20 protein-coding genes are annotated in these 19,136 nt (G+C 56.6%); 10 read left to right on the top strand and 10 right to left on the bottom strand.

Annotation, left to right across the window (positions count from 1 at the left end; genetic code table 11):
- The first annotated feature begins 105 nt into the window (after positions 1–105).
- On the top strand, positions 106–1,638 hold the full coding sequence (locus tag ACF8PE_RS13065; protein ID WP_032611453.1) for a SpoVR family protein: 1,533 nt from the start codon (positions 106–108) through the stop codon (positions 1,636–1,638).
- 71 nt (positions 1,639–1,709) lie between these two features.
- Here the strand turns inward: ACF8PE_RS13065 and fadR are convergent, their stop codons facing one another.
- Positions 1,710–2,429 (bottom strand): fatty acid metabolism transcriptional regulator FadR, encoded by a 720-nt coding sequence (gene fadR / locus ACF8PE_RS13060; protein ID WP_032611456.1) that lies wholly within the window; start codon positions 2,427–2,429, stop codon positions 1,710–1,712.
- A 198-nt stretch (positions 2,430–2,627) separates the two neighbouring features.
- On the opposite strand from fadR, the gene nhaB reads away from it, so the two are divergent.
- Both nhaB and dsbB read left to right on the top strand, forming a co-directional pair.
- Positions 2,628–4,166: a sodium/proton antiporter NhaB gene (gene nhaB / locus ACF8PE_RS13055; RefSeq protein ID WP_155166964.1), complete on the top strand. Its 1,539-nt coding sequence runs from the start codon at positions 2,628–2,630 to the stop codon at positions 4,164–4,166.
- 142 nt (positions 4,167–4,308) lie between these two features.
- Positions 4,309–4,839, top strand: coding sequence for a disulfide bond formation protein DsbB (gene dsbB, locus ACF8PE_RS13050; protein ID WP_032611461.1), 531 nt, complete (start codon positions 4,309–4,311; stop codon positions 4,837–4,839).
- Between the two features lie 38 nt (positions 4,840–4,877).
- Here dsbB and ACF8PE_RS13045 read toward each other — a convergent pair whose 3' ends face one another.
- From ACF8PE_RS13045 to ACF8PE_RS13035, 3 genes are all read right to left on the bottom strand, one after another.
- On the bottom strand, positions 4,878–5,321 hold the full coding sequence (locus ACF8PE_RS13045) for a YcgN family cysteine cluster protein (RefSeq protein ID WP_077227068.1): 444 nt from the start codon (positions 5,319–5,321) through the stop codon (positions 4,878–4,880).
- A 93-nt stretch (positions 5,322–5,414) separates the two neighbouring features.
- The gene (locus tag ACF8PE_RS13040) at positions 5,415–6,074 is read right to left on the bottom strand and encodes a fumarylacetoacetate hydrolase family protein (protein ID WP_032611466.1); all 660 of its coding nucleotides are present in this window, start codon (positions 6,072–6,074) and stop codon (positions 5,415–5,417) included.
- Between the two features lie 47 nt (positions 6,075–6,121).
- Complete coding sequence (locus ACF8PE_RS13035; RefSeq protein ID WP_032611469.1) at positions 6,122–6,397, bottom strand: YcgL domain-containing protein; 276 nt, start codon at positions 6,395–6,397, stop codon at positions 6,122–6,124.
- 125 nt (positions 6,398–6,522) lie between these two features.
- Between ACF8PE_RS13035 and minC the strand changes: the two genes are divergently transcribed.
- From minC to minE, 3 genes are read left to right on the top strand one after another with little or no spacing between them, the layout of a single operon-like run.
- A complete protein-coding gene (gene minC / locus ACF8PE_RS13030) occupies positions 6,523–7,215 on the top strand; it encodes a septum site-determining protein MinC (RefSeq protein ID WP_032611471.1) in 693 nt (230 codons plus the stop codon).
- A gap of 23 nt (positions 7,216–7,238) precedes the next feature.
- Positions 7,239–8,051, top strand: a complete 813-nt coding sequence (gene minD, locus ACF8PE_RS13025) for a septum site-determining protein MinD (RefSeq protein ID WP_032611473.1) — start codon at positions 7,239–7,241, stop codon at positions 8,049–8,051.
- Between the two features lie 3 nt (positions 8,052–8,054).
- Entirely contained in the window at positions 8,055–8,324 is a 270-nt protein-coding gene (minE, locus tag ACF8PE_RS13020; protein WP_032611475.1) for a cell division topological specificity factor MinE, read from the top strand.
- A gap of 90 nt (positions 8,325–8,414) precedes the next feature.
- On the opposite strand, the gene rnd is transcribed toward minE, so the two are convergent.
- The 5 genes from rnd to ACF8PE_RS12995 all read right to left on the bottom strand — a co-directional run bounded on the left by rnd (position 8,415) and on the right by ACF8PE_RS12995 (position 14,801).
- Entirely contained in the window at positions 8,415–9,542 is a 1,128-nt protein-coding gene (gene rnd / locus ACF8PE_RS13015; RefSeq protein ID WP_200142406.1) for a ribonuclease D, read from the bottom strand.
- Between the two features lie 74 nt (positions 9,543–9,616).
- A complete protein-coding gene (fadD, locus tag ACF8PE_RS13010; protein WP_072250878.1) occupies positions 9,617–11,302 on the bottom strand; it encodes a long-chain-fatty-acid--CoA ligase FadD in 1,686 nt (561 codons plus the stop codon).
- A gap of 204 nt (positions 11,303–11,506) precedes the next feature.
- Positions 11,507–12,091, bottom strand: coding sequence for a Slp family lipoprotein (locus tag ACF8PE_RS13005; protein WP_032611481.1), 585 nt, complete (start codon positions 12,089–12,091; stop codon positions 11,507–11,509).
- Between the two features lie 37 nt (positions 12,092–12,128).
- Positions 12,129–12,824 carry a tRNA (adenosine(37)-N6)-threonylcarbamoyltransferase complex dimerization subunit type 1 TsaB gene (gene tsaB, locus ACF8PE_RS13000; RefSeq protein ID WP_077227066.1) on the bottom strand — a complete coding sequence of 232 codons (696 nt, stop codon included), beginning with the start codon at positions 12,822–12,824 and terminating at the stop codon, positions 12,129–12,131.
- Between the two features lie 66 nt (positions 12,825–12,890).
- Entirely contained in the window at positions 12,891–14,801 is a 1,911-nt protein-coding gene (locus ACF8PE_RS12995) for an ATP-dependent DNA helicase (RefSeq protein ID WP_117385407.1), read from the bottom strand.
- A gap of 127 nt (positions 14,802–14,928) precedes the next feature.
- Here ACF8PE_RS12995 and ACF8PE_RS12990 point away from each other — a divergent pair, with 127 nt between their 5' ends.
- Positions 14,929–15,273 carry a RidA family protein gene (locus tag ACF8PE_RS12990; RefSeq protein ID WP_032611486.1) on the top strand — a complete coding sequence of 115 codons (345 nt, stop codon included), beginning with the start codon at positions 14,929–14,931 and terminating at the stop codon, positions 15,271–15,273.
- 5 nt (positions 15,274–15,278) lie between these two features.
- Here ACF8PE_RS12990 and ACF8PE_RS12985 read toward each other — a convergent pair whose 3' ends face one another.
- Positions 15,279–15,464, bottom strand: coding sequence for a YoaH family protein (locus ACF8PE_RS12985; RefSeq protein WP_032611488.1), 186 nt, complete (start codon positions 15,462–15,464; stop codon positions 15,279–15,281).
- Between the two features lie 61 nt (positions 15,465–15,525).
- On the opposite strand from ACF8PE_RS12985, the gene pabB reads away from it, so the two are divergent.
- The 3 genes from pabB (at position 15,526) to sdaA (ending at position 19,008) form a co-directional block, all read left to right on the top strand.
- Entirely contained in the window at positions 15,526–16,878 is a 1,353-nt protein-coding gene (gene pabB / locus ACF8PE_RS12980; protein ID WP_392494958.1) for an aminodeoxychorismate synthase component 1, read from the top strand.
- A gap of 3 nt (positions 16,879–16,881) precedes the next feature.
- Complete coding sequence (locus tag ACF8PE_RS12975) at positions 16,882–17,460, top strand: CoA pyrophosphatase (RefSeq protein WP_032611493.1); 579 nt, start codon at positions 16,882–16,884, stop codon at positions 17,458–17,460.
- Between the two features lie 183 nt (positions 17,461–17,643).
- Positions 17,644–19,008 carry an L-serine ammonia-lyase gene (sdaA, locus tag ACF8PE_RS12970; protein WP_059307653.1) on the top strand — a complete coding sequence of 455 codons (1,365 nt, stop codon included), beginning with the start codon at positions 17,644–17,646 and terminating at the stop codon, positions 19,006–19,008.
- Positions 19,009–19,136 lie beyond the last annotated feature (128 nt).

Genomic DNA, 19,136 nt, shown 5'->3' with positions numbered 1-19,136 from the left:
TCGCAAAGAAAAAAATAGCGTGCCAGCACGCTTTTGAATGGCGTGTTCTATGCTTGAAAAGAGGTTCTCCAGACAGAGAGAGCTACCAACAATGAGGGCGCGCTAATGGCTACTATTGATTCCATGAATAAGGACACCACACGTCTGAGCGATGGACCCGACTGGACATTCGAGCTGCTTGATACCTACCTGGCGGAAATTGACCGGGTGGCGAAACTCTACCGTCTGGATGCCTATCCCCATCAAATCGAAGTGATTACATCTGAACAGATGATGGACGCTTACTCCAGCGTCGGGATGCCCATTAACTATACCCACTGGTCGTTTGGTAAGAAATTCATCGAAACCGAACGGCTCTATAAGCATGGTCAGCAGGGGCTGGCCTACGAAATCGTCATCAACTCGAACCCCTGCATCGCCTACCTGATGGAAGAGAACACCATTACCATGCAGGCACTGGTGATGGCGCATGCCTGCTACGGCCATAACTCCTTCTTCAAAAATAACTACCTGTTCCGCAGCTGGACCGATGCCAGTTCGATTGTCGATTATCTGATCTTTGCCCGTAACTACATCACCCAGTGCGAAGAGCGCTATGGGGTGGAGGAGGTCGAGAAGCTGCTCGACTCCTGCCATGCGTTGATGAACTACGGCGTGGATCGCTACAAACGTCCGCAGAAAATCTCCCTGCAGGAGGAGAAAGCGCGGCAGAAAAGCCGGGAAGAGTATCTGCAAAGCCAGGTGAATACGCTGTGGCGTACCCTGCCGAAACGCGAAGAAGAAAAAATGGTGGTCGAAGCTCGCCGTTATCCTTCCGAGCCGCAGGAGAACCTGCTCTACTTTATGGAGAAAAACGCCCCGCTGCTGGAGCCGTGGCAGCGTGAGATCCTGCGTATCGTGCGTAAGGTGAGCCAGTACTTCTATCCGCAAAAACAGACCCAGGTGATGAACGAAGGCTGGGCGACGTTCTGGCACTACACCATCCTCAACCACCTGTATGACGAAGGTAAAGTCACCGAACGCTTTATGCTGGAGTTCCTGCACAGCCACACCAACGTTGTGTTCCAGCCGCCTTACAACAGCCCGTGGTACAGCGGGATTAATCCGTATGCGCTGGGCTTTGCCATGTTCCAGGACATCAAGCGTATCTGCCAGAATCCTACGGAAGAGGATAAATACTGGTTCCCGGATATCGCCGGTTCCGACTGGCTGGAAACGCTGCATTTTGCCATGCGCGACTTCAAGGACGAGAGCTTTATCAGCCAATTCCTGTCGCCGAAGGTGATGCGTGACTTCCGCCTGTTTACAGTGCTGGATGACGATCACAACAACTATCTCGAGATTTCGGCGATCCACAATGAAGAGGGGTATCGTGAGATCCGCTCCCGCCTCTCGGCGCAATACAACTTGAGCAATCTGGAGCCGAATATTCAGGTCTGGAATGTGGATCTGCGCGGGGATCGCTCCCTGACGCTGCGCTATATTCCGCATAACCGCGCGCCGCTGGATAAAGGGCGTAAGGAAGTGCTGAAGCATGTGCATCGTCTGTGGGGCTTTGACATTATGCTGGAGCAGCAGAATGAAGACGGCAGCGTGGAGCTGCTGGAACGGTGCCCGGTGAAAGGCAATATGTTGTAACCCGGGCGGTTTGTTGCCGGGCTACGCCTGGTTTAGCCGAAAAAAAACCTCTCAAACGAGAGGTTTTTTATTTAGCGCCCCTGAATCACCAGGTCGCCCGGCAGGGATTTCTGCATCCGGTGCCAGATCTCACCGCTCTCACGACCATAGCGACGCACGGTGTCGTACACCTGATCGTGCTGGCCTTCTGAGCAGAGTTCACTGAGCTTGTGATAGAAACCGAGCGCCAGGCTGCGGGCTTCCGGATTGGCAAAGTAATGACGGCCGATGCGGGTATAAAGCCCTTTCATGCCGTTGAGGATCAGGCCGTAGATCGGATTACCCGAGGCAAACGCCAGACCGCGGAAGACATTGTAATCCAGCAGCGCAAAGGCATCAGCGTGATCTTCCACCGCCGTGGCGCGGGCCAGCACCTCCAGCGCCTTATCCGGGTGCTGGCGAAACGCTGTACGGATAAAGATGGTGGCAATGTTGGTGCGCACGGAGAGCAGGTTATCGATGAGCTGCGGTACGCTCTCGTGGTCGAGACGCGCCAGCGTTTCAAGAATATTCAGACCCGACGTTTCCCAGAAGTTATTCACTTTGGTCGGTTTGCCGTGTTGGATCGTCAGCCAGCCATCGCGGGCCAGTCGCTGCAACACTTCACGTAAGGTGGTACGTGTGACGCCAATCAGTTCAGAGAGTTCGCGTTCTGCGGGAAGTATCGAGCCTGGCGGGAAACGGTTATTCCAGATGCTTTCGATAATGTACTCTTCCGCGAAACCCGCCGGGCTTTGCGCCTTTATGACCATAGTGAATTTTCCATTAACTGCTTTTTACAAATTTCACTCATCATACCAGAGGCAGACAGAGGCAGATAGCGCAGCGAGGCGAGAAAAAAGGGATCGCTGTTTTATTTTTATCATTTAAAAGTCGGGCCTCCGCCCCCCTGCCCGGCGCGGTTTGCGTATACTTAGGATGTAATTATGTGATGGGCAAGGAAATCTGTTGTGGAAATGTCTTATAGCCGCGCACTGTGGCGCAATTTTTTAGGCCAGTCACCCGACTGGTATAAAGTGACCCTGGTTGTTTTTCTGGTTCTTAACCCCTTTATCTTTATTGTCGATCCCTTCGTTGCCGGCTGGTTGCTGGTTGGGGAGTTTATCTTTACCCTGGCGATGGCGCTGAAGTGCTACCCCCTGCTGCCGGGCGGCCTGCTGGCCTTCGAGGCGGTGGTGATCGGTATGACCAGCGCGGAACACGTGAAGGAAGAGTTGGCGTCAAATCTGGAAGTGCTCCTGCTGCTGATGTTTATGGTGGCCGGGATCTACTTTATGAAGCAGCTGCTGCTGTTTATCTTTACCCGCCTGCTGCTGAGTATTCCCTCCAAGACAATGCTGTCGCTGTCTTTCTGCGTAGCCGCCGCCTTTTTGTCGGCCTTCCTTGATGCCCTGACCGTGGTGGCGGTGGTGATCAGCGTCGCCGTGGGCTTTTACGGGATCTATCATCGGGTGGCCTCCGCGCAGCCCAAAGATAATTTGCAGGATGACAGCCAGGTCGATGCCCGGCAGCGCGAAGTGCTGGAACAGTTCCGTGCGTTTCTGTGCAGCCTGATGATGCACGCAGGCGTGGGCACCGCGCTGGGCGGGGTGATGACCATGGTCGGGGAGCCGCAAAACCTGATCATCGCCAAAGCCGTCGGCTGGAATTTCACCGACTTTTTCCTGCACGTAGCGCCGGTCAGCGTGCCGGTGCTGGTGTGCGGCCTGTTCACCTGCTGGTTGGTAGAGAAGTTTAAATGGTTTGGTTACGGCACCCTGCTGCCGACCCCGGTACGTGAGGTGTTACAACGTTTTGATGAAGAGAGCCGCAGCAAGCGTACCCGTCAGCAAAAACTGGCTATGATCTTTCAGGCCATTATTGGCATCTGGCTGATTATCGCCCTGGCGTTTCATCTGGCGGAGGTGGGCTTGATTGGCCTGTCGGTCATTATCCTGGCGACCTCTTTTACCGGCGTGACGGATGAGCACGCGATTGGCAAAGCCTTTACCGAAGCGCTGCCCTTTACCGCCCTGCTGACGGTCTTTTTCGCGGTGGTGGCAGTGATTGTCGATCAGCAGCTGTTTGCGCCGATCATTCGCTACGTGCTACAGGCCGAACCGGATGCCCAGCTGACGCTGTTCTATTTGTTTAACGGCCTGCTGTCAGCCATCTCTGATAACGTGTTTGTCGGTTCGGTCTATATCAATGAGGCCAAAACCGCACTGCAGAGCGGGGCAATCAACCAGCAGCAGTTTGAAATGCTCGCGGTGGCGATCAATACCGGCACCAACCTGCCTTCCGTCGCCACGCCAAACGGCCAGGCGGCGTTCCTGTTCCTGCTCACCTCGGCGCTGGCTCCTTTAATCAGGCTCTCTTATGGCCGGATGGTATGGATGGCGCTGCCCTATACGGTGGTATTAACCACCGTCGGCTTGTTGTGCGTCAAAATTACCCTTATTCCATTTACCCAATGGATGTTGCAGACGGGTATACTGACGGCGCATTAAGAGAGTCAGCCGGGTCGTATATGGCCCGGCTGCACTTTCGAATGATAAATATCCGATTACGTTATATTTTGCGCGCTGAGGCTGGCGCGCGAATTGTTTTCGTTTACACTGCGCTTTCTATACCTGCTCCAGGGAAATGATTATGTTGAAATTTTTAAACCAGTGCTCGCGTGGACGCGGCGCATGGTTGCTGTTGGCCCTGACCGCCTTCGCGTTAGAAATGGTGGCATTATGGTTCCAGCATGTGATGTTGCTGAAGCCCTGCGTGCTGTGCATCTACGAACGCTGCGCGCTGTTTGGCGTGATGGGCGCGGGCCTGGTCGGTGCCATTGCTCCAAAAAGCCCGCTGCGCTACGGTGCGATTGCTATCTGGCTCTACAGCGCCGGAAAAGGCCTTCAGCTGGCCTGGGAACACACCATGATCCAGCTGCATCCGTCGCCGTTCCAGACCTGTGATTTTGCCGCCAGCTTCCCGAGCTGGCTGCCGCTGGACAAGTGGCTGCCGCAGGTCTTCGTGGCAAGCGGTGACTGTTCCGTGCGTCAGTGGGAGTTTCTGACTCTCGAGATGCCGCAGTGGCTGGTAGGCATTTTCGCCGCTTTCCTGGTTGTGGCGCTGCTGGTGCTGATTGCCCAGCCGTTCAAACCGAAAAAACGCGATCTTTTTGGACGTTAATGTCCGACAATAAAAAACCCGCCTCGGCGGGTTTTTTATTATGCGCGGTTGGGATGATTCAAAATATGGTCTTCCCAGTCCCGCACCTCTGACTCTTTCACCGCAATGTGGCGCACTGAGATTCGCTCGCCGTGCATCGCCGCTTTTGAACCGGCCAGCAAGGGGTGCCACTTCGGCAGATCCTTCCCTTCCGCCAGCAGGCGATAAGCGCAGGTCGGCGGCAGCCATTCGAAGGTGGGCAGGTTGTCGCGGGTCAGCTTGATGCAGTCCGGCTCTAACTCAAAACGGCGCTCGTAGTTACGGCACTGGCAGGTTTTGATGTTCAGCTGATTGCAGGCGACGTTAGTGAAATAGATTTCGTCCGAGTCTTCATCCATCAGCTTATGCAGGCAGCACTGCCCGCAGCCGTCACACAGCGATTCCCACTCGGCGTCGGTCATGTTGTCGAGAGTTTTGCTTTGCCAGAAAGGAGTTTCGCTCATAAGGATGTCCACACGTCAAAATAAAGCGCACCTTATAACCAGTCTGGCACCTTGATGCAAGTTTTGCCGCCCAAAAGGGGCGGCAAGCGGGGATTACAGTACACGGGTTTTCAGGGACAGGCCGTTAACGGCCACTTCCAGCTCATCGCCACTGGCGAGTGGGCCAACCCCTTCCGGGGTACCCGTAAGAATGACATCACCCGGTTTCAGGGTGAAATAACGGCTCATATAGGCAATCAGCGGCACAATCTTGTGGATCATGTCGGCGGTCGACCCCTGCTGGCGCACCTCGCCGTTTACCTTCAGGCTCAGGGTGGTGTTCTGCGGATCGTCCTGGAATTCCGATGCCGGTACGAACCCGGAGATTGGGCAGGAATTATCAAAGCCCTTGGCTTTTTCCCACGGCTGGCCCGCTTTCTTCATTTTGCCCTGCACGTCGCGCAGGGTCAGATCCAGCGCCACACCATAACCGGCAATCGCCTTCTGCACATGATCTTCAGAGGCCTGACGCAGCGTGGCGCCAATCAGCACCGCCAGCTCCACTTCGTGATGAACCGAGCCAAGCCCCTGCGGTAATGCCAGCGGCTGGCGAATATCACAGAGCGCCGTTTCCGGTTTAATGAACAGCACTGGCTCTTCTGGAACCGCACTTCCCATCTCCTGAATATGCTTTGCGTAATTACTTCCTACGCAGACGACTTTACTTACCGGATAATCCAGTAAGGCTCCTTGCCAGTTATGATGTTGATACATAAACGTCCCCTGAACGGTGAATGTGACGCTGACAGAAAACTCCTAAACTATTTTTTCCCCTGCGCCTCAAGATGCTGTTTCAGTAAATTCTCTTGTGGCGGAGGAAGTTGTAAATAATAGCCCTGTTCCGTCAACGCGGTTTTTACTTTTTCCAGATCGGCGTTACTCAGCTGCTTGCGCCCGTCGAGCGGCATCAGCATTACCAGCTGCGGCTTACCGAAGCTTTTCATCAGTGCCTCAGGCACACGGGAAAAATCGTCCTTTTTTTCGACATACAGGTAGGTCTGGTCGCGCTGGGTACTTCTGTAGATCACACAAAACATATATTTACTCTGAATTAAGCGGGAGGGTGACTTGCCTCAATATAATTGTGACTATAACATGCCTGATACTCTTCGGAATATCACGGCGCACAGGTCGTGGTAAAAGCAAATTGAGTAAGGCCAGGATGTCAAACACGCCCATCGAGCTTAAAGGCAGTAGCTTCACCTTATCAGTGGTTCATTTGCATGAAGCAAAACCCGAGGTTATTCGTCAGGCGTTAGAAGACAAAATTGCGCAGGCGCCCGCATTTCTTACCCATGCGCCGGTGGTCATCAACGTCAGCAGCCTTGAGGCGCCGGTAAACTGGCACCATTTGCAACAGGCGGTCTCCGCTACCGGCCTGCGAATTGTGGGCATCAGCGGCTGTAAAGACGCTGAACTGAAAGCCGAAATCGATCGTGCGGGTCTTCCGTTGCTGAACGAAGGCAAAGACAAAGCTCCGCGCGCCGAACCCCCTGCTCCACCAGAACTCCCTGTTACTCCTGTCACAAAAACGCGATTGATTGATCTGCCCGTGCGTTCCGGTCAGCGTATTTATGCGCCAAACTGTGACCTGATTGTGACCAACCACGTCAGCGCTGGGGCGGAGCTGATCGCGGATGGCAATATCCATATTTATGGCTCAATGCGAGGCCGTGCGCTGGCGGGTGCCAGCGGCGATCGCGATGCGCAAATTTTTTGTACCCACCTGGAGGCGGAGCTGGTCTCCATCGCAGGGGTTTACTGGCTGAGTGATAACATCCCGGCCGAATTTTCTGGCAAAGCGGCACGTCTGCGGCTGGCAGACAACGCTTTGACCGTTCAACCGTTGAATTGATCCCTTTTTAACAAGGAATTTCTATGGCACGCATTATTGTTGTTACTTCGGGTAAAGGAGGCGTTGGCAAGACCACCTCCAGCGCGGCCATCGCTACTGGTTTGGCCCAGAAGGGAAAGAAAACCGTCGTTATCGATTTCGATATCGGCCTGCGTAACCTTGACCTGATTATGGGTTGTGAACGCCGCGTGGTGTACGATTTTGTGAACGTGATTCAGGGTGACGCCACGCTGAATCAGGCAATGATTAAAGATAAACGTACCGACAACCTCTATATTCTTCCCGCTTCGCAGACGCGCGACAAGGATGCGCTGACCCGTGAAGGCGTGGAAAAAGTGCTCGATGAGCTGAAAAAAATGGACTTCGATTTCGTGGTCTGCGACTCACCCGCAGGCATCGAAACGGGCGCGCTGATGGCGCTCTACTTCGCCGACGAAGCGATCATCACCACCAACCCGGAAGTGTCGTCTGTACGTGACTCCGACCGTATTTTAGGGATCCTCGCCTCGAAATCCCGCCGTGCGGAAAATGGCGAAGAACCGATTAAAGAGCACCTGCTGCTGACCCGTTATAATCCGGGTCGTGTCAATAAAGGTGATATGCTGAGTATGGAAGACGTGCTGGAGATCCTGCGCATTAAACTGGTTGGCGTCATCCCGGAAGATCAATCCGTGTTGCGCGCGTCTAACCAGGGTGAGCCGGTTATCCTCGACGCTAACGCAGACGCCGGTAAAGCGTATGCGGATACGGTAGATCGTCTGCTCGGAGAAGAACGTCCTTTCCGCTTCATCGAAGAAGAGAAGAAAGGTTTCCTCAAACGCCTGTTCGGAGGATAAGTTATGGCATTACTGGACTTTTTTCTCTCGCGGAAAAAAAGCACCGCTAACATCGCAAAAGAGCGTCTGCAGATCATCGTGGCAGAACGCCGCCGCAGCGACGCGGAACCGCATTACCTGCCGCAGCTGCGCAAAGATATTCTGGAAGTGATCTGTAAGTATGTGCAGATTGATCCGGAAATGGTCACCGTGCAGCTGGAGCAAAAGGACGGGGATATCTCGATTCTGGAGCTAAACGTGACCCTGCCGGAAGCGGAAGAGTCGCGTTCATAATTGAGCGCATTGCCGGGCGGCACGTTGCTTGCCCGGCCCAGCGTTTGTAACCCCGGCAAGCCTGGCGCCGCCGGGGGTTACAGACCGCAATTATTGCGGATACTCTTCCAGCAAGGCGTTCAGGCGAGCGGCCATCAGTTCCCCACGCCAGCCTGCCATCAATTCAGGCGTACCGTTCTGCGGTTTCAGCTTCCAGTGCGCGTTCAACAGCTGGTTAATCTGACGGCGTGAGGCCAGCAGCTCAGCACTCACTTTGCTCTCCGCTGCCACTTCCTGAACCAGGGCTTTGATCGCCTTGAACGCTTTGCGATAGCCCGGCATATCCATCAGGTTCAACAGCGGTTCCGGCAGCGCCTCATCCGGCAATGCCTGCGCTTTCGCCACCAGTGCCAGCAGGGTTTTGCCGTGGAAGCGGATCTCCGAACCGGAAAGCCCGATGCTGTCCAGCTCGCCCAGACTGCCCGGCATATACCGCGCCACCGCCCACAGATGCTCTTCACGCACCACAAAGTTTACCGCCAGGTCACGCTCCCGCGCCTTGCGCAGACGCCAGTCGGCCAGCAATTGCAGACAGGCGAGCTGGCGGGTGCGCAGCTGCCAGGCGTTGTTGATATCGCGCCAGGCTTCTTTTGGATCGGTGGTCTCCTGACGACGCAGCTGCGTCATCCGGCACTCATTCAGGGCGGCAGCCAGCCAGCCGGAGGCTTCAGCCTCTTTCATCAGCTGACCGGCAATCGGCAGCAGGTAAAACACATCCGCCGCCGCGTAATCCAGCTGGCGTTCCGTCAACGGGCGCGCCAGCCAGTCGGTGCGGGATTCGCTCTTGTCGATAACCAGCCCGGTATACTCTTCCACCATGGCGGCAAAACCCCAGGAGAGCGGGCGCCCGGCAAAGGCGGCAAGGATCTGGGTGTCGATCAGCGGTTCCGGCATAATGCCGAAGGTATTGAGGAAAACTTCCAGATCTTCACTGCCGGCATGCAGGTATTTGGTGATGGCGGTATTCAGCAACAACTCGCGCATTGGCGCCCAGTCGGTGATCCCCAGCGGGTCGATAAGCGACACATGTTTACCGTCATACATCTGGATCAGACCCAGTTGCGGATAATAGGTGCGGGTACGCACAAACTCGGTATCCAGCGCGATGGCGGGGGCGTCACGGGTGACATCGCACAGCGAAGCCAGCTCGTCGTTGGTAGTGATCATCTGGTAATTCAAATCATATTCTCTTTGGTTTGCGCCCATAAAAAAACGCTGGCATGGCCAGCGTCTTGGGGTGACTAACACGAAGCTCAGGCTTTATTGTCTACTTTGGCGCGTGCTTCGTCACGTAATTCTCGTCGTAATATCTTCCCGACGTTCGATTTTGGCAGTTCATCGCGAAACTCCACCAGTTTCGGCACTTTGTAGCCGGTCAGCTGGCGACGGCAGAAGGTGATCAGCGCCTCTTCGCTGAGGTCAGGATCTTTCTTCACCACAAAGATCTTCACCGTTTCACCGCTGCTGCCCGCCGGAACGCCCACCGCAGCCACTTCCAGCACGCCGTTGTGCTGCATCACCACATCTTCGATCTCGTTCGGATAGACGTTAAACCCGGAGACCAGGATCATGTCTTTCTTACGATCGACGATACGCAGGAAGCCTTCGTCGTCCATCACCGCGATATCCCCGGTGTGCAGCCAGCCGTCCTTAATGATTTCATCGGTGGCGTCCGGGCGCTGCCAGTAGCCCAGCATCACCTGCGGCCCTTTCACGCACAGCTCGCCCGGTTCGCCATGCGGCACTTCGTTATCCTCGTCATCCACCAGTTTGGCTTCAGTGGAGGGCACCGGCAGGCCAATGCTGCCACTGTGGTAATCGATATCGTGCGGGTTCACGCTCACCAGCGGGGCGCACTCGGTCAGGCCATAGCCCTCCAGCAGATACTGGCCGGTGAGCTTCACCCAGCGTTCCGCCACCGCCTGTTGCACTGGCATCCCGCCGCCCGCCGACAGATGCAGAGTCGAGAAATCAAGCTGCTGGAACTCTTTGTTGTTCAATAGGGCGTTGAACAGCGTGTTTACCCCCGTCATGGCGGTAAACGGATATTTCGCCAGTTCTTTCACCAGGCCCGGAATGTCGCGCGGGTTGGTGATCAGGACGTTCTGCCCACCCAGCTCGATAAACAGCAGGCAGTTCATGGTCAGCGCGAAGATGTGATAGAGCGGCAGCGCGGTGATCACCAGCTCTTTGCCGCGATGCAGCAGCGGGCCGTAGGTGGCGTTCACCTGCTCGAGGTTCGCCAGCATGTTGCGGTGGGTGAGCATCGCCCCTTTCGCAACTCCGGTGGTGCCGCCGGTGTACTGCAGGAAGGCCAGATCCTGGGACACCACTTCCGGTTTCACGTACTGCATCCGGTAGCCGTTGTGCAGCGCCCGGCGGAAGGAGATGGCGTCCGGCAGGTGATATTTTGGCACCAGACGTTTAACGTACTTGACGACGAAGTTAACCAGCGTCCCTTTCGCAGTGGAGAGCTGATCGCCCATTCGGGTGAGAATAACGTGTTTGACCTGCGTCTTATCGACCACTTTTTCCAGGGTGTGCGCGAAGTTTGAGACAATCACAATCGCCGCCGCGCCGCTGTCGTTCAGCTGGTGCTCCAGCTCACGCGGGGTGTAGAGCGGGTTGACGTTAACCACGATCATCCCGGCGCGCAGGATGCCAAACAGTGCCACCGGATACTGCAGCAGATTAGGCATCATCAATGCTACCCGATCGCCTTTTTTCAGGCCTAAACCCTGTTGCAGGTAGGCCGCAAATGCCCGGCTGCGCTCTTCCAGCTTACGGAAGGTCATCACCTCGCCCATGTTCACAAACGCAGGCTGATCGGCGTAGCGCGTGACGGAATGTTCAAACAGTTCAACCAGGGATTGATAACGGTCAGGATTTATCTCTGCAGGCACATCCGCAGGATAACGGTTAAGCCAAACCTTCTTCACTACATCACCTCTGAAATGCGTGTTCGTCGTCATCACAGCCCCGGTTAATAAACAAGTCGTTAACATAATATTAACTCAGCGTACCAGTTTATTAATTGTCCGGATTTAAGGTTGCGAAGCGCGTCACTATTTATTTTTGTTATAACCGTGGAAAAAACGAAACAGCGGCCGGGCCGCTGTTTCTTATTCAATAATAACAGTCACTTACTCTGTTACTACTGTCCGAACCTGAGCGGGTCCGGGGCCGTAAGCTGGCCAGCCACCGTAACCATAGCCATACCGCCAGGGATGCGGTCCCCAGTACCAGGGATCGACCGGCGGCGGCATCATCACCTGCTGCACCACCCGCCAGCGTTTATAGCCGTTGGTCTGCAGGACCATAAATTTGTACGGCGTGTTGCCAATTTTGCCCTGCTCCGCGCCGGCGATCGTACCGACCACGGTGATCAGTTGACCACGGAAGTCCACCGGGTCGAGGAAACCATTCACATCGGCATAGATGCGTCCGCGCGAGGCGTCACCCAGAATCGGCCGCGCACCGCTGTCCAGCGGAACGGTGGCGATTTCCAGACGGGTTTTCCCCTGCTGGTTGAAGACCTCCACCACTTTGCCGCCGAAGCGTGCTTCCTGACCGACATACAGTTCTGGGGCATTCATTACCCGGACCAGATCCTGCTGCGGCGTAGGGCTGCTGCCCTTGATCGCATCAGGGACAGAGACACATCCTGTTAATGCCAGGGCCAGCGCCCCGACGGTCAGCAGACGAACTACATATTTTTGAACCGCCATGATGCGACTCCTTTTTCTCAGGCTCTGATACTGAGATTCACTCCCGGCCTGGAAGTTTCTTCCACGCTACGGTGTTTCGCAAATAAACCGGTTCGGCCTTCTCGACCGCCACGGTATTGCCTGCGGCCAGCAGCTGACGGGCGATGGGCAGCATATCTTCCGCGGCAGGCAGCAGCACCTTGCCATCCACCAGCGCCAAGCCGCTCTCTTTTGCCATCTCCGGCCACGCTGGCCAGCCGGTTCCGACGGTTGCCCACTCGCCGGAAAGCTGCTTCATGCGCTCGCCCGCCGCTTCCGGCGTAAGTACAGCTTCGCTCTCTTCACCGTGCCATACGCCCTGCTCATCGCGGGTGTACTCTGCCCAGTAGACTTCGCCCATTCGGGCGTCGATGGCGGCCAGCACGCGAGTCGCTCCGGTATTACGCCAGGCGCCCTCGGCCATAGTGGCGAGCGTCGAGACGCCAATCATCGGCAGTTCGGCACCCAGCGCCAGCCCCTGGGCAATGCCAATACCGATGCGCACGCCGGTAAAACTGCCGGGGCCACGGCCATAGGCCAGGGCATCGAGATTATTCAGGGAGGTGTTGCCTTCGGCGAGGATCATCTTCACCAAAGGCAGGATACGTTGGGTATGTTCCCGGGGGCACTCTTCGAAATGAGCACAGAGTTTACCGTCGTTCCACAGGGCAACAGAGCAGGCCTCTGTAGCGGTATCAATAGCCAGAATTCGCATGTGTTGTCGCGCTCTCGCAAGGGTCAGTCACAAAAAGGCGCGCATTTTAACACACCCGTCAGTAAATTACTCCGCCTCAGACGCCGCCAGGAAGCGCACCGCGCGATCGATATCCCGGGTGCGCGGTGCCGGCGGCAGGCTGGCGATAAAAGTAGCCCCGTACGGGCGCATCACCAGCCGGTTATCGCAGATCACCAGTACCCCGCGATCGTCCACGTCGCGGATCAGACGCCCCACTCCCTGCTTAAGGGTGATAACCGCGTCCGGGAGCTGCACCTCGTCAAAGGGATCGCCACCGCGCAGGCGGCAATCTTCCATGCGCGCCTTCAGCAGCGGATCGTCCGGCGAGGTAAAGGGCAGTTTGTCGATGATCACCAGCGATAGGGCGTCGCCGCGCACATCCACCCCTTCCCAGAAGCTGCTGGTCGCCACCAGCAGGGCGTTGCCCGCCGTGACAAACTGTTGCAACAGCTGCCCTTTGCTGGTTTCACCCTGCAACAGCACCGGCAGGGTCATGGTGGCCCGGAACTGCTCCGCCAGGTCACGCATCATGGCGTGGGAGGTACAGAGCATAAAGCAGCGGCCGTTATTGGCCTCGATCATCGGTTTGAGCATGGCCGCCAGATGGCGGGCAGCGCCGGGCTGATTAGGCAGCGGCAAATTACGCGGCACGCAGAGCAGCGCCTGGGTGGCGTAATCAAAGGGGCTGGGCAGGAGCAGGGATTTCGCTTCTGTGATGCCGAGACGTTCGGTGAAGTGGTGCAGATCGTCGTTGACCGACAGCGTGGCGGAGGTAAAGATCCAGCTGCCCGGTTTCTGGGCCATCACTTCCTTGAACTTATCGGCCACCGTGAGCGGCGTCAGGGCAAGGGTAAAATGGCGTGAATTGCATTCATACCAGTAGCTATAGCCTGGCTGGTTAAACTCTTTCAGCCGCTTCAGGCGGGCACGGTACAGCGTGGCGCGCTCGAAGGCGGCATCCAGCAGCGCCGAGCGGCCGAGAGAAAGCTTCGCCACGTCGTAACAAAGCTCCAGCGCATCGTCGAGCAGCAGCAGCGCACGCTGGATATGCTGATCGGCCAGCACTTCGCGCAGATTGCCGCGATAGCCTGGATCGCCCAGCTGCATGCGGAAATCCTGCGTGCTTTGCGCCAGGCGGTCGCCGCACTTCTGCAGCTGCTGGGTATCTTTCAGTTCAGTGCGGTAGGCGATGGTGAAATCTTTCGCCAGGTCCAGCAACTGGCGGCTGGAGAGGGACTGGCCGAAATACTGGCTGGCGATATCGGGGAGCTGATGGGCTTCATCGAAAATCAATACGTCGGCCTCGGGGATCAGCTCGCCAAAGCCGCCCTCCTTCACCACCATATCCGCGAGGAACAGATGATGGTTGACCACTACCACGTCGGCATCCATCGCCGTTTTACGCGCTTTGACCACGAAACAGTCTTTATATAACGGGCAGTCGCTGCCGAGACAGTTATCATTGGTGCTGGTGACCAGCGGCCAGACGGCAGAATCTTCCGCCACATTGGCGCAGGTGCTGATGTCCCCGTCGAGGGTCTGGTTGGCCCAGCTGCGCAGAATGATCACATCACTGAGAGTCTGCACCGGCAGATCGCCCCCCGCCAGCGCCTGTTGTTCGAGACGTTCAATACAGAGGTAGTTAGAGCGCCCTTTCAGCAGGGCCAGGCGGCCTTTGTATTTGAGGGCTTTGGCCACGGTGGGCAGATCGCGACTGTAAAGCTGATCCTGCAACGCTTTTGAGCCGGTGGAGATGATCACTTTCTTTTTGGCGCGCAGCGCGGGCGCGAGATAGGCATAGGTTTTACCGGTGCCGGTTCCTGCTTCTACCACCAGCGGCTGGGCGCTGTCGATGGCATCGGCTACCGCGTGCGCCATCTGACGCTGCGGCTCGCGCGGCTTAAAACCGGGAATTGCCTTTGCTAATTGTCCGTCTGCTGCGAAATCGTCTGCCACTCTGCCCCCTGTATTTTTACACAGGGGATTATGTCAGGCCGCTCGTCCTGGCGCCAGTCGAGAGTGACGCAGGCAAAACAATATGGCAGTCTTGCCTGCTGAAACAGACATTCATAAGGAAACCTGTATGACAATTGTGCGCATTGATGCCGAAGCCCGCTGGTCAGATGTTGTGATCCACAACCAGACCCTGTACTACACCGGCGTACCGGCGAATCTCGATGCTGAGGCCTATGAGCAGACCGCCAATACCCTGGCGCAGATCGACGCGGTGCTGGAAAAACAGGGCAGCGACAAGTCCCGCATTCTGGATGCGACCATTTTCCTTGCCAGCAAAGACGATTTTGCGGCGATGAACAAAGCCTGGGATGAGTGGGTGGTGGCCGGTCACGCGCCTGTACGCTGCACGGTACAGGCGACGCTGATGAAACCGCAGTATAAGGTTGAGATTAAGATTATCGCCGCGGTGTAAGCGCGTTACTCTTCTTCATCCTCATCTTCAAAGCGCGCCACGATCCGCTCGCCGGTATGGGTGGCGCGCAGCTCCTGTGCTACCTGAGAAATCGCCTGTCCGCTGCTCATCCCCTGGGACATCAGCTCCTGAATACGCTCGACGGCCTTTTGCTGCTGGTCGTGGCTCAGTGAAGGTAAACCTGCAAACATCGTCAACTCCTGCTAAATTATCAGCGCTAATTATTTCACGCTGCCCGGTAGTCTACCACCCATGAACCCGTTATCCCCCACTGTTTTGACATTACCCTGGCGCACGGACGCCGCAGAATTCTGGTTCGCGCCAATAAGCCATCTCCCCTGGGCAATGCTGCTGCACTCCGGCCATGCGGATCATCCTTACAGTCGCTTTGACATTCTGGTGGCCGACCCGCGCACGACGCTGGTGACCCATGGCGCGGATACCCTGATTGACGGTGTTCACTCGGACGCCTGCCCGTTGAGTTTGCTCCAGCAGGCGCTTGATGAGATGGGCCTGCCCTGCACGCCGAATCCGGCTCTGCCCTTCCAGGGTGGCGCGCTGGGGTTGTTTGGCTACGACCTTGGCCGCCGCTTTGAAAAGCTGCCGGAACGGGCCGAGCGCGATATCACCCTGGCAGACATGGCTGTCGGCCTGTACGACTGGGCGATCGTGGTCGATCATCAACAGCAAAGCGTCTCGCTGGTGTGCCATGGCGATGCCGGAGCCAGGCTGGCGTGGCTGGAATCACATCGCGCCCCCGCCACGGTGCCCGCGTTCCGGCTCACCTCCGGCTGGCAAGCCAATATGACGGCGGCGGAATACCGGGAAAAATTCGATCGCGTGCAGGCCTTTTTGCACAGCGGCGACTGCTATCAGGTGAATCTGGCCCAGCGTTTTCAGGCCAGCTATGAGGGCGACGAGTGGCAGGCCTTTACCCGGCTGAATGCCAGCAACCGCGCCCCGTTCAGCGCCTTTTTACGCCTTGAAGAGGGGGCCATTTTAAGTCTTTCGCCGGAGCGTTTTATCCATCTGGCGGAGGGCGTCATCCAGACCCGGCCGATCAAAGGCACCCTGCCGCGGCTGGCGGAGGCAGATGCCGATCGCCAGCAGGCAGAAAAGCTCGCCACCTCGCCGAAAGATCGCGCCGAGAACCTGATGATCGTCGATCTGATGCGAAACGACATTGGCCGGGTGGCGGCACCAGGAAGCGTGCGGGTGCCGGAGCTGTTCGTGGTGGAGCCTTTCCCTGCTGTGCATCATCTGGTCAGCACCATTACCGCCCGGCTGCCGCCTGCGCAGACCGCGTGCGATCTGCTGCGTGCCGCCTTCCCGGGCGGGTCGATTACCGGCGCGCCTAAAGTGCGGGCGATGGAAATTATCGACGAGCTGGAGCCACATCGCCGAAACGCCTGGTGCGGCAGTATCGGCTATCTCAGCCTGTGCGGCGGGATGGACACCAGCATTACTATTCGCACCCTGACGGCGGTGGCCGGACAGATCTACTGTTCCGCAGGCGGCGGACTGGTGGCTGACAGCCAGGCGGCGGCGGAATATCAGGAAACCTTTTATAAAGTGAATCGTATTCTGCAACAACTGGAGAGCTAACTGGTGGATACCCGCGACCTGACCCTCGACAACTTTTTATCGCGTTTTCAGCTTTTGCGCCCGCAGGTGAACAGCACCTCATTGAATCAGCGTCAGGCGGCGGTGTTAATCCCGGTGGTGCGTCGGGAGCAACCGGGTCTGCTGCTGACCCGTCGTTCCTCGCAGATGCGCAAACATGCCGGTCAGGTGGCGTTTCCTGGCGGCGCGGTGGATAGCACCGACGCGTCGTTGATTGCCGCAGCTCTGCGCGAGGCGCAAGAAGAGGTGGCGATCCCGCCGCATAAAGTCGAGGTGATTGGTGTCCTGCCACCGGTGGACAGCGTGACCGGTTTTCAGGTGACGCCGGTTGTCGGGATTATCCCACCAAATTTGCACTACCATGCCAGCGTTGACGAAGTGGAGTCGGTATTCGAAATGCCATTGGCGGAAGCCCTGCGTTTGGGTCGTTATCATCCCCTGGATATTCAACGCCGTGGCCACGATCATCGGGTGTGGCTCTCGTGGTATCAGCATTATTTTGTCTGGGGCATGACCGCGGGAATTATTCGCGAGCTGGCGCTACAGATCGGCCTGAAACCTTGACTATACTTTACATTCGGCTCTTTTTTACTCCTTTGCGATCCGCCTCCCGCTATTAGTTAATCCCGTCTTAGCCATTAGTTTAATTCATGTGAATAGTTAAGCTGACGACGGGCTTCCCTCTTACACTATGCGAAGTTATTACATCGTTACTGGAAAACTGGTAACCCTGTCAGGAGTGTTAAAGTGATTAGTATATTCGACATGTTCAAAGTGGGGATTGGTCCCTCTTCTTCCCACACTGTCGGGCCAATGAAGGCCGGTAAACAGTTCGTCGATGACCTGGTCGAAAAAGGATTACTGGACAGCATTACTCGTGTGGCTGTGGACGTTTACGGTTCACTGTCATTAACGGGTAAAGGCCACCACACCGATATCGCCATTATTATGGGTCTGGCCGGAAATATGCCGGACACCGTAGATATTGACGCCATTCCGGCGTTTATCCGCGACGTGGAAACGCGCGGTCGTCTGCTGCTGGCCAATGGCCGGCAGGAAGTGGATTTCCCGCAGGACGACGGCATGCGTTTTCGCAGCGACAACCTCTCGTTGCATGAAAACGGGATGCAGATCCACGCCTTTAACGGCGATAAAGTGGTCTACAGCAAAACCTATTACTCCATCGGCGGCGGCTTTATTGTCGACGAAGAGCATTTCGGTAAAGACACTGCGGGCGACGTGAACGTGCCTTACCCGTTCTCGTCAGCAAAAGAGATGCTGGATTACTGCAAAGAGACCGGCCTGTCCCTCTCTGGCATGGTGATGCAGAACGAACTGGCGCTGCACAGCAAAAAAGAGATTGAAGACTATTTTGCTAACGTCTGGCAGACCATGCGTGCCTGTATCGATCGCGGCATCAACACCGAAGGCGTGTTGCCTGGCCCGCTGCGTGTACCGCGTCGTGCCTCTGCCCTGCGCCGGATGCTGGTCACCACCGATAAGTATTCCAACGATCCGATGAATGTGATCGACTGGGTCAACATGTTTGCCCTGGCGGTGAACGAAGAGAACGCCGCGGGCGGACGTGTCGTGACGGCACCGACCAACGGTGCCTGCGGTATCGTTCCGGCGGTACTGGCCTACTACGATCACTTTATCGAATCGGTTAGCCCGGACATCTACATCCGCTACTTCCTCGCCGCGGGCGCGGTGGGTGCGCTGTATAAGATGAACGCCTCTATTTCCGGCGCCGAAGTGGGCTGTCAGGGTGAAGTTGGCGTGGCCTGTTCGATGGCGGCGGCCGGTCTCGCTGAGCTGCTGGGCGCCAGCCCGGAACAGGTGTGCGTCGCCGCAGAGATCGGCATGGAGCATAACCTCGGTCTGACCTGCGACCCGGTTGCCGGTCAGGTGCAGGTGCCTTGCATCGAACGTAACGCCATTGCCTCGGTGAAAGCCATCAACGCCTCACGCATGGCCATGCGCCGCACCAGCGAACCGCGCGTCTCGCTGGATAAGGTGATCGAAACCATGTATGAAACCGGCAAAGACATGAACGCCAAATACCGCGAAACCTCTCGCGGCGGGCTGGCGATCAAGGTGCAGTGCGACTAATCCTCTGACGACGTCCCTGCAACTATTGTCTTTCATACCCCTTTCGCCCATCTGATACGGATGGGCGAATTTCATGAACATTTCTCGTTACCTGAAATAATGCCCACTACACTACCTGAGTTGCCACG

It is taken from the genome of Leclercia sp. GLN_9 (assembly GCF_043105735.1).
Classification (GTDB): domain Bacteria; phylum Pseudomonadota; class Gammaproteobacteria; order Enterobacterales; family Enterobacteriaceae; genus Enterobacter; species Enterobacter adecarboxylatus.
The sequence above is the reverse complement of the archived record's forward strand: the minus strand, read 5'-3'. Positions and strand labels throughout refer to the sequence as shown.

Excerpts from the sequence above, each read along its gene's own strand:
- ACF8PE_RS12990 (WP_032611486.1), top strand. The coding sequence starts at position 14,929 with ATGACAATTGTGCGCATTGATGCCGAAGCCCGCTGGTCAGATGTTGTG.
- minE (WP_032611475.1), top strand. The coding sequence starts at position 8,055 with ATGGCATTACTGGACTTTTTTCTCTCGCGGAAAAAAAGCACCGCTAAC.
- pabB (WP_392494958.1), top strand. The coding sequence starts at position 15,526 with ATGAACCCGTTATCCCCCACTGTTTTGACATTACCCTGGCGCACGGAC.
- ACF8PE_RS13065 (WP_032611453.1), top strand. The coding sequence starts at position 106 with ATGGCTACTATTGATTCCATGAATAAGGACACCACACGTCTGAGCGAT.
- dsbB (WP_032611461.1), top strand. The coding sequence starts at position 4,309 with ATGTTGAAATTTTTAAACCAGTGCTCGCGTGGACGCGGCGCATGGTTG.
- fadR (WP_032611456.1), bottom strand. The coding sequence starts at position 2,429 with ATGGTCATAAAGGCGCAAAGCCCGGCGGGTTTCGCGGAAGAGTACATT.
- ACF8PE_RS13035 (WP_032611469.1), bottom strand. The coding sequence starts at position 6,397 with ATGTTTTGTGTGATCTACAGAAGTACCCAGCGCGACCAGACCTACCTG.
- ACF8PE_RS13040 (WP_032611466.1), bottom strand. The coding sequence starts at position 6,074 with ATGTATCAACATCATAACTGGCAAGGAGCCTTACTGGATTATCCGGTA.
- minD (WP_032611473.1), top strand. The coding sequence starts at position 7,239 with ATGGCACGCATTATTGTTGTTACTTCGGGTAAAGGAGGCGTTGGCAAG.
- ACF8PE_RS13005 (WP_032611481.1), bottom strand. The coding sequence starts at position 12,091 with ATGGCGGTTCAAAAATATGTAGTTCGTCTGCTGACCGTCGGGGCGCTG.
- minC (WP_032611471.1), top strand. The coding sequence starts at position 6,523 with ATGTCAAACACGCCCATCGAGCTTAAAGGCAGTAGCTTCACCTTATCA.
- ACF8PE_RS12985 (WP_032611488.1), bottom strand. The coding sequence starts at position 15,464 with ATGTTTGCAGGTTTACCTTCACTGAGCCACGACCAGCAGCAAAAGGCC.
- tsaB (WP_077227066.1), bottom strand. The coding sequence starts at position 12,824 with ATGCGAATTCTGGCTATTGATACCGCTACAGAGGCCTGCTCTGTTGCC.
- ACF8PE_RS13045 (WP_077227068.1), bottom strand. The coding sequence starts at position 5,321 with ATGAGCGAAACTCCTTTCTGGCAAAGCAAAACTCTCGACAACATGACC.